7 protein-coding genes, 2 tRNA genes and 2 pseudogenes are annotated in these 15,435 nt (G+C 67.2%); 4 read left to right on the top strand and 7 right to left on the bottom strand.

The window, feature by feature from the left end; genetic code table 11:
• Positions 1 to 10: 10 nt before the first annotated feature.
• Together BLQ10_RS04845 and BLQ10_RS04840 are read left to right on the top strand one after the other, a co-directional pair.
• Positions 11 to 1,435, top strand: a complete 1,425-nt coding sequence (locus tag BLQ10_RS04845) for a cryptochrome/photolyase family protein (protein ID WP_091559075.1) — start codon at positions 11 to 13, stop codon at positions 1,433 to 1,435.
• Positions 1,436 to 1,985: 550 nt separating this feature from the next.
• Positions 1,986 to 3,189: pseudogene (locus BLQ10_RS04840) on the top strand (IS30 family transposase).
• 71 nt (positions 3,190 to 3,260) lie between these two features.
• On the opposite strand, the gene BLQ10_RS04835 reads toward BLQ10_RS04840, so the two are convergent.
• From BLQ10_RS04835 to BLQ10_RS04820, 4 genes are all read right to left on the bottom strand, one after another.
• A tRNA-Met gene (locus tag BLQ10_RS04835) sits at positions 3,261 to 3,337 on the bottom strand.
• A gap of 190 nt (positions 3,338 to 3,527) precedes the next feature.
• Positions 3,528 to 3,601, bottom strand: a tRNA-Met gene (locus BLQ10_RS04830).
• 244 nt (positions 3,602 to 3,845) lie between these two features.
• Positions 3,846 to 6,851, bottom strand: coding sequence for a UPF0182 family membrane protein (locus BLQ10_RS04825; RefSeq protein ID WP_091559073.1), 3,006 nt, complete (start codon positions 6,849 to 6,851; stop codon positions 3,846 to 3,848).
• A 215-nt stretch (positions 6,852 to 7,066) separates the two neighbouring features.
• The gene (locus tag BLQ10_RS04820; RefSeq protein ID WP_091559070.1) at positions 7,067 to 8,215 is read right to left on the bottom strand and encodes a YlbL family protein; all 1,149 of its coding nucleotides are present in this window, start codon (positions 8,213 to 8,215) and stop codon (positions 7,067 to 7,069) included.
• Between the two features lie 256 nt (positions 8,216 to 8,471).
• Here BLQ10_RS04820 and BLQ10_RS04815 point away from each other — a divergent pair, with 256 nt between their 5' ends.
• Positions 8,472 to 9,992 (top strand): zinc-dependent metalloprotease, encoded by a 1,521-nt coding sequence (locus BLQ10_RS04815; protein WP_091559068.1) that lies wholly within the window; start codon positions 8,472 to 8,474, stop codon positions 9,990 to 9,992.
• Between the two features lie 7 nt (positions 9,993 to 9,999).
• On the opposite strand, the gene BLQ10_RS04810 is transcribed toward BLQ10_RS04815, so the two are convergent.
• From BLQ10_RS04810 to nudC, 3 genes are all read right to left on the bottom strand, one after another.
• Positions 10,000 to 10,698 (bottom strand): M48 metallopeptidase family protein, encoded by a 699-nt coding sequence (locus tag BLQ10_RS04810; protein WP_254785404.1) that lies wholly within the window; start codon positions 10,696 to 10,698, stop codon positions 10,000 to 10,002.
• Positions 10,698 to 12,800, bottom strand: a complete 2,103-nt coding sequence (locus BLQ10_RS04805; RefSeq protein ID WP_091559670.1) for an ATP-dependent DNA helicase UvrD2 — start codon at positions 12,798 to 12,800, stop codon at positions 10,698 to 10,700. Before BLQ10_RS04805 ends, BLQ10_RS04810 begins: the two co-directional genes overlap by 1 nt.
• Positions 12,801 to 12,990: 190 nt before the next feature.
• Entirely contained in the window at positions 12,991 to 14,094 is a 1,104-nt protein-coding gene (gene nudC, locus BLQ10_RS04800) for an NAD(+) diphosphatase (RefSeq protein WP_254785403.1), read from the bottom strand.
• Positions 14,095 to 14,280: 186 nt separating this feature from the next.
• On the opposite strand from nudC, the pseudogene BLQ10_RS22630 reads away from it, so the two are divergent.
• A pseudogene (locus BLQ10_RS22630) lies at positions 14,281 to 15,225 on the top strand (macrolide 2'-phosphotransferase); the annotation flags it as partial.
• Positions 15,226 to 15,435 lie beyond the last annotated feature (210 nt).

The raw sequence follows: 15,435 nt of genomic DNA, 5'->3' as shown, positions 1-15,435 counted from the left end.
CCGTGGATCCATGTCTGCGACCCTTGTCTGGCTCCGCGACGACCTCCGGCTGGATGACAATCCGGCACTGGCGGAGGCCGCCGCCCTGCACACACCCCTGACCGTCGTCTATGTCCTGGATGAGGAGTCGCCCGGCATCCGGCCACTGGGCGGAGCGGTGAAGTGGTGGCTCCACCATTCCTTGGCCGGGCTCGCCGTCGCGCTGGAGGCCACCGGCTCGCGGCTGGTGCTCCGCCGCGGCCCGGCCGCCCGGATCATCCAGGACCTCGCGCTGGAAACGTCGGCCGACACGCTCCTGTGGAACCGCCGCTACGGCGGGCCCGAACGCACGGTCGACGCCGGCCTGAAGAGCTGGGCCACCGAGGAAGGCATCAGCGCCACGAGCTTCCAGGCAAACCTCATGTTCGAGCCGTGGACCGTGCGGACCGGCGGCGGGGGTCCTTATAAGGTCTTCACGCCGTTCTGGAAGGCCTGCCTGGCCGGTACCGAGCCCCGGCAGCCGCTGGATGCCCCGGACCAGCTGCCGGCCCCGGCACGCACGCGCAGCGGCAGCCTGCCGGCGAGCGAAACCCTCGAAGGCTGGGGCCTGCTCCCCCGTGATCCCGACTGGAGCTCCGGTCTGGCCGGCACCTGGACGCCGGGAGAAGCCGGCGCCTACAGCCGGCTCATGGATTTCGTGGACGGACCGGCGGCAGAATATGGCACCGGCCGCGACGTCCCCGGCGTCGAAGGTACCAGCCGGCTCTCCCCGCATCTGCGATTTGGCGAAATCAGTCCCTTCCGGATCTGGCACACGCTGCGTGACAGCTTTGCGCCAGGGGCGCCGGCCGACGTCGGGATCTTCCGTTCCGAACTTGGCTGGCGGGAATTCTGTTGGCAGCTGCTCTACGAGAATCCGGACCTGGCGACGCGGAACTACCGGCCGGAGTTCGACCGCTTCGAGTGGCAGCCGGCATCGGGCGCCGAGCTGGGAGCCTGGCAGCAGGGCCGCACCGGCTACCCGATGGTGGATGCGGGCATGCGCCAGCTCTGGCAGACGGGCTGGATGCACAACCGCGTGCGGATGGCGGCCGCGTCCTTCCTGGTGAAGAACCTGCTGGCCGACTGGCGGCTGGGCGAGGCTTGGTTCTGGGACACGCTGGTGGATGCCGACGCCGCGAGCAACCCGGCCAACTGGCAGTGGGTCGCGGGCTCGGGGGCCGACGCCTCGCCGTATTTCCGGATCTTCAACCCGGTCACGCAGAGCAAGAAGTTCGACGCCGCCGGACGATACCTGCGCGGGTACATTCCCGAGCTCGCCGCGCTGGACGACAAAGCCGTCCACGAGCCCTGGAAGGCCACCGGCGCGGCCACCGGCTACCCCGCACCCATCGTGGACCTTGCCGAGTCCCGGGCGCGTGCACTGGCGACCTATCAGCGGCTCAAGGATGGCTGACGGCCGGCCGGGGGCCGGCAGGGCCGGGCCCGGATTGCGCCGCCCCCGGGGTAGGCGTCAGCAGCGGCAACAGGAAAGGCCCGGATCATCAGGCGGGTTCTAGCGGTCGTTGCAACACCCAGAATTTTTGGGAGTTGCAACGACCGTGTCGTTTTTAACCGAGGAAACATCAGGCCGGAGGAAATACACGCCGGAGCAGAAGGACCAGTTCTTCTCGGTGCTGGACCGGTGTGGGAGTGTCAGCGCAGCCGCGGCGGAGCTCGGCTTCAATCAGATGACGTGCTACCAATGGGTCCATAAATCTCGGCTCCCTGAGCGGGTCCCACGGAATCGGGAAGCGGACCAGAGGAAATACACGCCTGCACAGAAGGCTGAGTTCTTCGTCGTGTTCGACCGCGTCAAGAGCACGTCGCAGGCCGCACGGGAGTTGGGATTGAATCCCGCAACGTGTGCCGGTTGGGTCCGTAAGGCCGGGCTGAAAAGCCATGGCAAAACGGGGACGGGTCCTCACCCAGGGCGGGAGGAGTACATCCGGCTGCGCAAGACCGGCGTGAGTCGGCGGAAAGCTGCCGCAGCGGTCGGGATACATCTCCGGACCGCCGAAGAGTGGGACCAAGGAATCCGTAAGTCCGGCGGCCGACGCATTTACCCGGATGGCCGAATCGTCGGCTACAAACGTGGTGTGACCACCATGGCCCCTCCCGCCGGGACGACCGGAACGACCCTGGCCCCCGTACCGGTATCAGCGTTGGAGAAATATATCGATCCGCGGTTCCTGAGCGTGCAGGAACGGGAGCTGATCCGGGATCTGCACGCCGCTGGCACTTCGATCAGGGCAATCGCCCACACCCTTGGCCGCTCGCCTTCAACGATCAGCCGCGAGCTGGCCAGGAATACCGATCCCCGGATGGGATACCTGCCCCACGGGGCTCATCGGAAGGCTGCCGCCCGGCGGGCGCGGCCCAAGACGGCCAAGCTCGCTGGCGACTCGGACCTGCGCGACTACGTGAAGGACAAGCTGCTCATACGCTGGTCTCCGGAGCAGATCAGCCACACGCTGGTCGAAGAGTTCCCCGACAACCCCGGAGATGCGTGTGAGCCCAGAGACGATCTATCAAGCCCTCTACGTCCAGGCCAGAGGGGGACTCAAACGCGAAATACAGGCCGCGCTGCGCACCGGCCGGACCCGCCGCAAACCCCACCGCACCGGCGAGCAACGCACCCCCAGGTTCGTGGACCCGATGATCATGATTTCCGAGCGCCCGCCCGAGATCGAGGACCGCGCCGTGCCAGGCCATTGGGAAGGGGACCTCATCACCGGCGCCTACAACCAATCAGCGATCGCGACCCTGGTCGAACGCACCACCCGCTACGTGATGCTCGTCCACCTGCCACATGACCACACCGCCGAAACCGTCCGCGACGGACTCGTCAAGACCATGGCCACCCTGCCGGCGCACCTGCGAGGCTCCCTGACCTGGGACCAGGGCGCGGAAATGGCCACCCACCGATCATTGACCCTTGCCACCGACATGCCCGTCTATTTCTGCGACCCCGCCAGCCCCTGGCAACGCGGCTCGAACGAAAACACCAACGGGCTGCTGCGCCAGTACTTCCCCAAGGGCACCGACCTGTCCGTCTACGGCCCTGAAGACCTCGAACACGTCGCGCAGGAGCTCAACGGACGCCCACGCAAAACGCTCGGCTGGAATACTCCAGCCGAGCGTCTGCGTGATTTACTACTAATCACCTAACCAACAGGTGTTGCAACGACCCCTAGAATCCAAGTCAGATCCGGGCCTTTCTGTGTACTGCTGGTGTTCCCTGGTTGCGGGGACAGGATTTGAACCTGTGACCTCTGGGTTATGAGCCCAGCGAGCTACCGAACTGCTCCACCCCGCGTCGCTTGATCAACTCTACCCTAGTTCCCGGGCCGCCCTGACCACGTCCCCCAACCGGGTCCAGTCCCGTCCAGCCCAGTCCATGTCCAGGTCGTGTCCGTCGCGTCCAGGTCACGGGGTCGGGTCGCCCCCCGGCGCTTAAAGCAAAAGGTCCGGAACACTGTTTCCAGTGTTCCGGACCTTTTCTCCAGTTGCGGGGACAGGATTTGAACCTGTGACCTCTGGGTTATGAGCCCAGCGAGCTACCGAACTGCTCCACCCCGCGTCGCAAGATCAACTCTACCTGCCGGTGAACTTGAGGCCAAATCGGGGTGACGTGATGTGCATCTCGCCGCCACGGGCTTCTGCCCGGGTTCACCGGGGCTTCCCGGCCAAAGCCGCGCAGACCGAGGCCGGCCCGTCTACGCCACAAGCCGGGCTTGGCCTCTCTCCGGAGAGGGCAAACCCGGCCTGTCGACCGCGCACAGCCTGTGCTTGGCCCTAGCGCCGCGTTGGACGGCAGCGAAGCGTTAGCTGCCCGCTGTCGCCGACGGAGTGGCCGACGGTGTGGCCGACGGCGAGGCGGTGCCCGCCGGGGAGGCCGGGGTTTCCAGCTTCGCTTCGGCCTCAAGCGCCTTCTGCAAGGCGGCAGACAGTTTCTTCTGCTGCTCACCATAGGTCGCGAAGTCGCCCTTCGCGAGGGCGGCTTGGCCGGCCTTGATCGCGGCGTTGGCCTCGTCCAAAGCGGCCTTCAGTTGTGCCTTCGCGTCGGTGGTGCCAGGCGCTGCCGGAGTGCCCCCGGGGGCGGGTGTGGCCGGCGTTTGTCCCTTGTTCGCCGAGTCCCCCGCCGCGGCCCCCGAATTTCCGCCGAACAGCTGGTTTAGTGCCTCGTCCAGCGTAGGCGCGAACCCGATCTTGTCGCCGAATGCCACGAGGACGCGCTGCAGCGTCGGGTAGGAGGTTTCACCGGTGGACCGCAGATAGACGGGCTGGACGTACGCCATGCCGCCGCCGACCGGCAAGGTCAGGAGGTTGCCGTTGAGCACCGCCGACGCACCCTGGCGCAGCAGGTTGAGGGCCTGCGAAACCGTGGGGTCGGAGTTGAACTTGTTCTGCGCCTGGCCCGGGCCCGGGACCTGGGTCTCCGGCGGAATCTGCAGGAGCCTGAGCTGGCCGTAGCTGTCCGCCTTGACGCCCTTCTTGTTGCCGGCGTCCGAGTCCGCGGCCAGGAAGCCGTAGAGCACGTTGCGGGCGTTGCCGTTGACCACCTGCGGGATGAACGACGACGTCAACTGGAACGCCGGCTTATCCTGGTCGGGCATCTTCAGTGACATGTAGTACGGCGGCTGCTTGACCTCGTCCTTGACGGTGGGGTCGTTGGGAACGGACCAGGCGTCAATGTTGGTGTAGAAGCTGTCCGGGTTGGTCACGTGGTAGCGGCCGAGAAGCTCGCGCTGCACCTTGAACAGGTCCTCCGGGTACCGCACATGGCTCATGAGCGCACCGGACATCTCCGAATAGGGCTTCACCGACGTGGGGAAGACTTTCTGCCAGGCCTTCAGTACCGGGTCCTGGTCATCCCAGGCGTACAGCGTCACAGAGCCGTCATAGGCATCCACGGTGGCCTTGACCGAGTTGCGGATGTAGTTCACCGAACTGTTCGGCAGGGCTACGGTCCGATTCGCGGCGGTCTGTGAGTCGGCCGTCGCCGCGGAGAGCTGCTCCTGCTGCGAGTACGGGAAGTACGGGCTGGTGGTGTACCCGTCCACGATCCACTTCACCCTGCCGTCGACGACGGCGGGATAGGGATTGCCGTCCACGGTCAGGTAGGGCGCTACCTTTTCGACGCGGTCCCGCGGGTTGCGGTCGTAGAGGATCTGGGACTCGGCGTTCACGCCGTCGGAAAGCAGCAGGTCAGAGGACTGGAACTTGACCGCGTAGAGGATCTTGTTGAAGAAGCTGCCGACGTTCGGGCCGCCGTTGCCGGTGAAGGTGTACTGGGTTTCGCCGTCGCCTTCCTTGGCCGCCGGCCGGTCCTGCTCGCGGTGCGGGGCACCGGCAGGGGCGCCCACGATCGAGTAGTCGGGCGAGTCCTGGCCGAAGTAGACGCGGGGCTGATAGGTCGAATCGTTGCCGAGCGCGCCGGTGGACGGGATGCCCGACTGCAGGAAGTCCGGTTTGCCGTCCACGGTGAACTTATTGCCCTTGGCCGCGACGACGCCATAGCCGTGCGTGTAGACCACGTGCCGGTTCAGCCAGGACTGCTGGTTCGTTGCCAGCCCGTCCGGGTTGAGTTCACGGACGGCGATGACGGTGTCCTGGACCTTGCCGTCAATCTGGTAGCGGTCCACATTCAGGGCGCTGGGGAACTGGTAGTAGGGCCGGTACTGTTCCAGCTGCGAGAACGCATCCGAGATCAGGTTCGGATCGAGCAGACGGATGTTGGCGGTGGTCTGCGCATCGGGGGCCAGCGCACCGGAGGCGGCGGTAGTGGTGGCGTTGTACCGCTTTTCCTGGACCTTATCCAGGCCGTAGGCGGCGCGGGTCATTGCGATGTTCCGTTTAATGAATTCGTTCTCCAGCGTCTGCTCCGAGGGCCGGACCTGGAACTGCTGGATGACCCACGGGTAGACGCCACCGGCCAGGATGGCCGTGATGATGAGCATCGCGGTGCCGATCACCGGCAGACGCCACTTGCCGATCACCGCGGCGACGATGAACAGCACGGCAACGATCGCCGCGGCCGCGGCGAGGATGGCCTTGGTCGGTATGACGGCGTTCACGTCCGTGTACAGCGCACCGGCCCAGCGTCCGCCGTTGTTCTGCACGGTGGAATAGCGGTCCAGCCAGAAGTTGACGCCCATCAGCAGCAGGAAGGCAGCACCCGTGACAGCCAGGTGGATCTGGGCGGCGCGGCTGGTGAAGATCCCGCGTTCCATGATCCGGATGCTGCCGTAGAGGTAGTGCGTGAGGATGCCGGCGAGGCCAGCGACCACTGTGACGCTGATGAGGAACCCGGTGACGAAGCCGAGGAACGGAAGGGTCATGAGGTAGAAGCTGATGTCCAGGCCGAACTGCGGATCATTCTGGCCGAAGGGCTCCTGGTTCAGGAACAGGAGCACTTTCTGCCACTGGCTGGCGGCGGCGCTGCCGGCGAACAGGCCAAACAGAATGGGAAGCCCCACCATCACGACGCGCCGGACGGGTTCGAGCTGGGCCTGATAGCGGTTCAGGTTGTCCCGGATTTCCGAGTCGGGGGCATACACCGGCCGCGCATGGTAGGCAATCCGGATGGCGAAGAAGACGGCGGCGAACATGACGGCGAAACCTGTCATGAAGATCCCGATCCTGGCCAGGTTCTCGGTCACGAACACTTCGAAGAAGCCCAGCTGCTGGTACCAGAGGACATCCGTCCAGACATTGGCGAAGAAAATGAATCCGACCACGATCAGGGCCACGATGATCAGCGTCGGCGTCAGGGCGCCGCGTCGTGTCTGGGGTCTTCCGGGCGGGACAGGGCTGGCGGGACGGGACAAACTCGGTACCTCATAGCTGGTCGTCTACTGCTGATTTTTAGTTATTAGTCGCTGCTGTGACTCAGTCGGGCGACTAAGTGCCGGTACTGCAGGGTTGATGCATTCTAACGGCCGCCGCTGCCGTTCCGTCAGGGCCCTGCAGCAGGGTCCCCGAGGGACGGCGGCGGCCGTCACTAATGCCACGAGTGGGGCCGGCGCTTAGTTCCGCGGCCAGTCTAGTTGCTAGTGCATACCGGAAGGCCCGATGTGTCGCCGCCTGACGCGGCCAGTTCAACCGCTTTGCGGGCCTCGGTGAGGTTCTCCACCCGGACCACTTGCAGGCCGTCTGGGATGTGGCCCAGGACGTCGTCGCAGTTGGCTGCCGGGGCCAGGAACAACGTGGCCCCGCCGGACCGCGCCCCCAGCATTTTCTGGGCGATCCCGCCGATGGGTCCCACGGCACCGTCCGGGGTGATGGTTCCGGTCCCCGCGACGTGCTTACCGCCGGTCAGGTCCCCCGGGGTGACGGTGTCAATGATGCCAAGCGCGAACATCATGCCCGCGCTGGGGCCGCCAACTTTGTCGAGCGAGATGGTGACGTTGAACGGGAAGGTGAACTTGTACTGCAGCAAGACGCCGAGGATGTAACGGCCCGCGCTGTTTTTGGCCGGAGTGATGGTGACAGGCACCCGGCCGCCGGCGCGTTCCACGATGACCTTGACGGGTTTGCCGTTGCCGGCGGCCAGTTCCGCCTGAACGACGGCGAGGGCAGTGATGGGCTTGTCATTGATGGAGACCAGAACGTCCCCTGCCTGCAGCAGTCCCTTCGAGGCGGAGTCGTCCGGGAGGCCGGCCACCTGCATCTTCTGCCCAAACGGAATATTCAGTTCCTTCAGTGCGGAGGCGACGGCGTTCTCCTGGGAGGTGGTCATCGCCGTCGCGCTCTCCTGCTGGGACTGCTCCTTGGTGACGCCGGTCGGGAACAGCAGCTCCTGCGGGTAGACGGCCTTGGTCCCGTTGAGCCATGCCGAAAACGCCTCGAAGACGCTGACGGGACCGTTGGGACCGCCGTCGACGTAGACAGTGGTGAGATCCAGGCTGCCTTTGGCAGGGAATGTCTCGTGACCGCTGACGCTGATGACCGGTTTGCCGTTGTCCTGACCGATTGTGTTGAAGGTGGGGCCGGGAGACTCGACCACGTAGGGCACGGGCAGGCTCACTGCAGTGATGCCGAGGGCCACGGCCAGCAGCCCCGAGACCAGCATCGCTGATGACCGGTTGTCACGCTGCCGCTGGCCGCCCCTTCCTGCCAGACGCGCCCTTCGCCCCCGGACCGGGCCGGATGCTGGGTCGCTGGCGGGCTGCTCACCTTGGGTGATTGTCATTGAACGACCTCTCCGTGCCGGCACGAGGGCGGCGGCCCCGACAGGACAAGCCTGCGAGGACACCGCGACCACGCACCAGGGCCGCAGCCTAACCCGAGGCTGCCGCGTGCAAATATTCCAACTTCCAAGCCTACGCGCTTGGCACCCCGGAGCGCTCTTTGCCTACAGCGAACGTGGCGCGGTTTCGGCAGACAGCCACTCTTGCCGAGGGGTACCGTGAAGTTGAGAAGCAGCCACACCGACGATCGGCGGGATCATGACCTCCAACCCACTCAATCCGTCCAATGGCGACGAGGAACCCAAGGATCCCTTGGCCGAAATGCTCAAGAACCTGATGGGCGGCCGAGGCATGGGCAATATCGACCCAACCGAACTCGCCAAGGCCGCCGGCCTCCCGGACGATCCAAACCTCCTGGCCCAGATGTTCTCCCAGGTGCAGGCGATGATGAGCGCCCCCTCGGAAGGGCCCGTGAACTGGCAGCTGGCGCATGAGAATGCCAGGCGGGTGGCCGCCAGCGGCTCCGATCCCTCGGTCACCGCCCACCAGTCGCGGGAGGTCGATGAGGCCCTCCGGCTGGCCGAGCTCTGGCTCGACCAGGTCACCGGGCTTCCGGCCACGGGACTGATCGGCCGGGCGTGGTCCAGGGCCGAGTGGGTCGAGGAAACCCTCGGGACATGGAAGCGGCTGACCGAGCCCGTGGCCAACAGCATTGCCAACGCGCTCTCCACCGCCATGACCGAGCAGATGCCCGAGGAAATGAAGTCCATGATGGGCGGCGCCTCCTCGATGATCCAAAACATGGGCGGGGCGATCTTCGGCATGCAGCTTGGCCAGGCGATCGGCGCACTCTCGGCTGAGGTAGTCAGCTCGACGGACATCGGCGTGCCCCTGGCAGACCTCGAAATGGCGCTCCTGCCGGCCAACGTGGCGAAGTTCGGTGAGGGCCTCAGCCTGCCGGAGAACGACATCCGCCTGTTCCTCGCAGTGCGCGAGGCGGCGCACGCCCGCCTCTTCGTTCAGGTCCCCTGGCTGCGCGGACATCTGCTCGGCGCGATCGAGGCCTACGCCCGCGGTATCCACATCGACACGTCCAAGATCGAAGAACTCGCCCGGGAGATCGATCCCAGCAACCCCGAGGGCATCCAAGAGGCGCTCTCGCAGGGTGTCTTCATGCCGCAGCGCACGCCCGCCCAGGAGCAGGCCCTCGAAAAGCTGGAGACGGCCCTTGCCCTGGTGGAGGGCTGGGTGGACGAACTCACCTGGGGAGCGACCGAGAAGCTGCTGCCCTCCGCCGCTGCGTTGCGTGAAACCGCCCGGCGGCGCCGGGCCACCGGCGGTCCCGCGGAGCACGCGTTCTCCTCCCTCGTGGGCCTCGAACTGCGGCCGCGCCGGCTCCGCGAGGCCGCCACGCTCTGGGCTTCGCTCAAGGCCGAGCGAGGCGTGGACGGCCGCGACGCCGTCTGGCACCACCCCGACCTGCTGCCCACGGCAGAGGACTTGGACGATCCGCAGGGCTTCAGCGAACGCCGGAAACTGGCCGAAGCCAGCGACAGCGAAGTGGATGACGCCCTGCAGAAGCTGCTCAACGGAGGTTTCGACGAGCCCGCCGGCACCGACGCCACGGACGCCGAGGGCCCTGCAAAGTCGGAGGACGCTGCAAAGTCCGACGAGGACGCTGGGGAGTCAACCGCGTCCGGCCAGGAACCGGCGGCCGACGACGACGGTCCGGCCAACGACGAGAACCGCCCGGAAGACGGCGGCAAACCGAAGGCCTAGCCGAACGCTAGGGCGACCCGGCCGGGATTTCGGTTCCGTCCGGGGCTTCGTCGTATCCGGCGCCGGGCGCCAGGCCGCGTGAGGTCGCGAACGAGACCCCATCCAGGAAGGCCTTGGCCCGCTCCGTTTCCGGGTAGGCCGCCAGCAGCCGCCAGAACGCGGCATCGTGGCCGGCCACCAGGAGGTGGGCGAGTTCGTGGAGCAGCACATAGTCGATTACCCACTGCGGCATGGGCTGCAGCTTCGCCGAGAGCCGGATGGTGCCTTCGGACGGTGTCGCCGAACCCCAGCGCGAATTCTGGTTGGTGACCCAGCGGACCGAGGAGGGCACCGCCCTGCCGCCAAGGTACTTCGCCGACAGTTCGGCGGCGTGGGCGGCAAGGTCGGCATCGCTGCGGGGGCGCCGCCGGCTGGAACCCCGCGCGCCCCGGTCCCCTTGGCGCCGGAGTTTTTCAAGCATGCGGTGAACCCATTCCCGTTCCTGGGCCCTGCTGAAGGAGGCGGGGATGGCGACGACGGCGGTGCCGTCTTCCCAGAACGCGGCGACGGTGCGGCGTCGGCGGGCGGACCGGCGCACCAGCACGGGGGCGCCGTCGGCGGTGGTCAGCGGAGTGGCCGCCGGAACGGCACCGGAGCCCCCTGAGCCGACGCGTCCCGAATTGCCGGCGCGGCCGCTGCCTGCGCCGGGCGTCACTGCACCGGACATCACTGCACCGTGCTTTCGGCCAGGACCGTCAGGACGGCCTCGCCGTACTTCTCCAGTTTGGACGGACCCACGCCGGCGAGTTGGGCCAACTGTTCCAGCGACTCGGGCCGAGCCTCGGCGATGGCGGTCAAGGTGGCATCGGTGAACACGACAAAAGCCGGGACGTCCGCCTCGAGGGCCACGTTTTTCCGCCATTGCCTCAGCGCGTCGAAGGTCTGTTCCTCGTAGCTGGGCGGGCACTGGTTGCAGCGCCCCACCTTGCGCTCGGCGCCGCTGGAGAGCATGCTGCCGCAGACCCGGCACGACGCCGGGACGGCTGCCTTCCGGCGCGGCGCCGGCCCCTTGCCCCGGAGCTGGGAGCTGGCCACCGAGTCGGGGCGCAGGCCGTCCAGGAAGCGTGAGGGCTTGCGGTTGGACCGCCCGCCCGGTGTCCGGGCAGTGGACCAGGACAGGAACAGGTGTTCGCGGGCGCGGGTGATGCCCACGTACAGGAGCCGGCGTTCCTCGTCCACCGCTTCCGGAGTGTCCGCGAAGGAGATCGGCACGAGTCCCTCGCTCAGCCCGACCAGGAACACGGCGTCCCATTCCAGACCCTTGGCGGCGTGCAGGGATGCCAGGGTGACGCCCTGGACGGTCGGCGCATGCTGGGCCAGGGACCTTTCCTGGAGCTCGTTGACGAAGTCCGGGAGGGCGAATTGCGGGCCCCTGCTGATCACGAGTTCGTCGGCCAGCGCCACGAGGGCGGCCAGTGATTCCCAGCGCTCCCGGGTCGCGCCCCCGCTGTGCGGCGCCGCATCCGTGTAGCCCAGGGACGCGACGATGTCGCGGACAAGCTGGCCGAGCGGCTCGGGCGTGGCGGTCTCGGCCACTGCGCGGGTGGCGGCCCGGAGCTGCAGGATGGCGTCCCGGACCTCCTTACGCGCGAAGAACCGCTCACCGCCGCGCAGCTGGTAGCCGATCCCTGCCGTGGCCAGCGCTTGTTCGTAGGCTTCAGACTGTCCATTGGTGCGGAAGAGCACGGCGACCTGGCTCGCCGGAGTGCCGGCGTCGAGGAGCTCGCGGATCCGCGCGGCGACCGTGGCGGCCTCCGCCTCGTCATCCGAACATTCGGTGAACCGCGGCACGGGGCCTGCCGGCCGCTGCGCCACGAGCTGCAGCGGCGTGGCCCAGGCGGCGTCCGCGACCGGACCTCCGCTGCGCCGGCCGCCGAGGAGGTCGTTGGCGAGCCTGACAACCTGGGGCGTGGATCGGTAGTCCCGGATCAGCTTGACGACGTGGGCCTCGGGGTACATGGCTTTGAAGCCGAGCAGGTGCTTCGGGGAGGCGCCGGTGAAGGAGTAGATGGTCTGGCTGGCGTCACCCACGACGCAGAGCTCGTCGCGTCCGCCGAGCCACAGCTCCAGGAGCCGCTGCTGCAGCGGCGAGACGTCCTGATACTCGTCGACGACGAAGTGCCGGTACTGTTCCCGGACGGTCGCCGCCACCTTCGGGTCCTCCTGCAGGATGCCTACGGTGATCAGCAGCACGTCCTCGAAGTCGATGACGTTGCGGTCGGTCTTGACGTCCTCATAGGACTGGAAGACCCGCGCAACGGCCGTCAGGTCGAAGCCGCCCGGATTGCCGCGGCCCTGGGCATTTTCCAGATAGTTGGCCGGGGTCAGCATGGATACCTTGGCCCACTCGATTTCGGAGGCGAGGTCGCGGATGGAGGCGCGGTCCGTGCTGAGCCGGAGCCGCCTCGCGGCCTCGGCAATCATCTGTGCCTTGTGGTCCAGCAGGTTGGGCAAGGTGCCGCCGACCGCCTGGGGCCAGAAGAACTGCAACTGGCGCAGCGCCGCGGCGTGAAAGGTGCGGGCCTGGACGTTGCCGACTCCGAGGTCACGGAGCCTGCTGCGCATCTCGGCGGCAGCCCGGGCCGTGAAGGTGACGGCCAGGAGCCGCTGCGGACTGTACACCCCTGAGTGCACCCCGTAGGCGATCCGGTGCGTGATGGCGCGGGTTTTGCCGGTGCCGGCACCGGCCAGCACGCACATGGGCCCCTGGAGGGTGCTGGCGACCTCGCGCTGCTCGGCGTCGAGGCCGCCGAGGATCCGTTCTTCCAGCGATCGGGCGTCTGGTTCGGGGGCATCGCCGGATGGAGCGCCGCCGGAGGCGGCTCCGCCGGACGGCTCCCCGCCGGGGACAGTGCTGAAATTCAATTTCTCTGTGTTCAATTTGCCTGGGGTCAATTTGTCAGGGGTCACTTTTGTTGCTCAGTCAGTAGTCGGTGTCTGCGGATGGGGGCAGGCCGGGTCAGGCGCTGTCCGCGGCGTCCTGAATGACGCCGCCGTACCAGTGTTCAATAAGGGACCGGGCGATGGAGAGCCTGCTGGAAATGACGATTTCGCCGCTAAGGACCGCGTCCTGGAGTTCGCTCCGGCTGAACCAGCGCGCCCTGGTGACCTCGACGCCGTCGGGCCGGGCTTCCGTGTCCGGTGTGGTGGCCGTGAAACCCAGCATCAGTGAGGCGGGGAACGGCCAGGACTGCGATCCGAGGTACTGGGAGGCGGTGACGCGGACCCCGACTTCCTCGCCGATCTCGCGCTGCACTGCCTGTTCAAGCGACTCCCCCGGCTCGACGAAGCCGGCGAGGGTCGAGTAGTTCCGGGCGTCGAGCGGGCCGCCTCCGCCCAGCAGCAGCCTTCCGTCGGGACCCACCACGGTCACGATGATGGCCGGATCCGTCCGGGGAAAGTGCTCGGAGTTATCCGCCGGGCAGCGCCGGACCCAGCCGCCGGCTTCCGGCTGTGTGGGGGTGCCGCAGCGCGGGCAATGCGTATGGGTGGCGTGCCAGTTGGCGATGGCGCTGGCTTCGATGAACAGCGCCGTGTCCGTGGCGTTCAAGCGTGCAGCGACGTCGCGGAAACCCGCCCACTGCGCATCGCTGGGGATGCCGGCCACGTGGTCCTCGAACTCCTCGGCCCGGACCTCGAACTGGAGCGGCAGGACGAACAGGACGAGCTCGGTGCCGGCGTCCAGGTCCGAACCTGCCAGGGCCGAACCGAGGTAGATCACGTGTTCCGGAGCATACGGGGTGTTCGCCAGGTGCCCGGCGAGCTCGGCCGCGTTCAGGAGAACGAGGCTGTTGTCGCTGACGAGGGCCTGCCGGCCGGAGAGCACCACGGCCTGTGCCGAGCCTGAACCGACCAGCTCCGCCAGCATTCCGGGTTTCACCCGGGCCGTGGATCCGCGGTCGATCAGGGCCGGGCGCACGGGAAGGACCGTCTCCGTCAGGTGGTTTGCCGGCAGCAGCTGCACCGGCGGTGCGGCACCTTCGGGTGCCGAGGATTCGGAGGGGGTTTGCTTTGATGCCGGTGACTGTGCCGATGATGGTGCCGGTGACTCCGCAAGACTCATGTACCCACCGTACTGACTCGGGCAGACAATTGACATTTGCCACCCACGCCGCCGCGCGCTCCACGGCGGGTGCGAGATAGGCCGTTTGCCGCAGATTTAGCCCTGTTTTGCCCTCATTTACTCCCGATCTCAAGACTCGCCGGAGTGCATCGCCGTCTTGGGCGCCGCTCAATCTACCGTGGAAGGGTGAGAAGGAAACCTATCGAATTGGCAGCTGTAGCAACAGCGGCGGTCCCCGGCCTGACCCCGACCGCCGTCAGCTCTGCGCCCGACGATCCGGCGGACTTCGACGCAGCCCTCCTGCTGGACTCCGAGGGCAAGCGTTGGCGCGTCCGCTCCCCCCGGCACGCCGAAGCCAGCGCCCGGCTGGAGACCGAATTCCTGGTTCTGCGGGCCTTCGCTCCCGGCATCCGGGCCGAGCTGCCGTTCCTCATGCCCACGGTGGCGGGAACTGTCCGGCAGGGCCAGCTCAGCACGTTCGTCTACTCGCATCTGGCCGGCGCCACCCGCTCCTTGGACGACCTCAGCAGCGGCTCGCCTGCCGTTGCCCGCGAAATCGGGGCGGCGTTGGCTGCGATCCATGACCTCCCGCGGTCAATTGTGAGCAATGCCGATCTGCCCAGCTACACCCCCAACGAATTCCGCCAGCGGCGCCTCAACGAACTGGACCAGGCCGCCACGACCGGAAAAATCCCGCCGCTGCTGCTGCGGCGTTGGGAACACGCCATGGAAGACGTCTCCCTCTGGCGCTTCAATCCGTGCGTCGTTCACGGCGACCTCCACGAGGACAACCTGCTGGTCGACGGCGACCGGGTGACCGCCGTGACGGGCTGGACCGACCTGCGCATCGGCGACCCGGCGGATGACATGGCCTGGCTGGTCGCCTCGAATGAACAGGACTTTGTGAACGCGGTCCTGGATCACTACACCTCCAACCGGCGCGATGTTCCCGATGCCCACCTGTTGCGGCGGGCTGCGCTGTCCGCCGAATTCGCCCTGGCGCAGTATCTGGTCAAGGGCCTGGCCGCCGGCAACCAGGACATGATCGACGAGGCAGAGTCCATGCTCGCCACCCTGGCCGACGACGTCGCGGAGCATGGCGGCCAGCCCATCAGCGTGGAACCTCTGCCGCAGCCAGTCGCGGCACCGGAGCCCGGTGCAGAACAAGCCACTGCCGATGCCGATGCGCCGACGGCGACACCTGCGGTTCCGGCTGCTCCGGCGCTTCCGGCCAGCCCGGCCAACGGGACGGCACCCGCGGTCACCAAGGTCACGCCGCTGCCCATGGAGCCCGTACCCGGTGCCGCTCCGGCTGAGGATGCCGCTGCGGAATTCCGTGCC

Source organism: Arthrobacter sp. ok362 (assembly GCF_900102785.1).
Lineage (GTDB): Bacteria > Actinomycetota > Actinomycetes > Actinomycetales > Micrococcaceae > Arthrobacter.
Note: the sequence above shows the minus strand (reverse complement) of the source record. Positions and strands in the feature narration are given on the sequence as shown.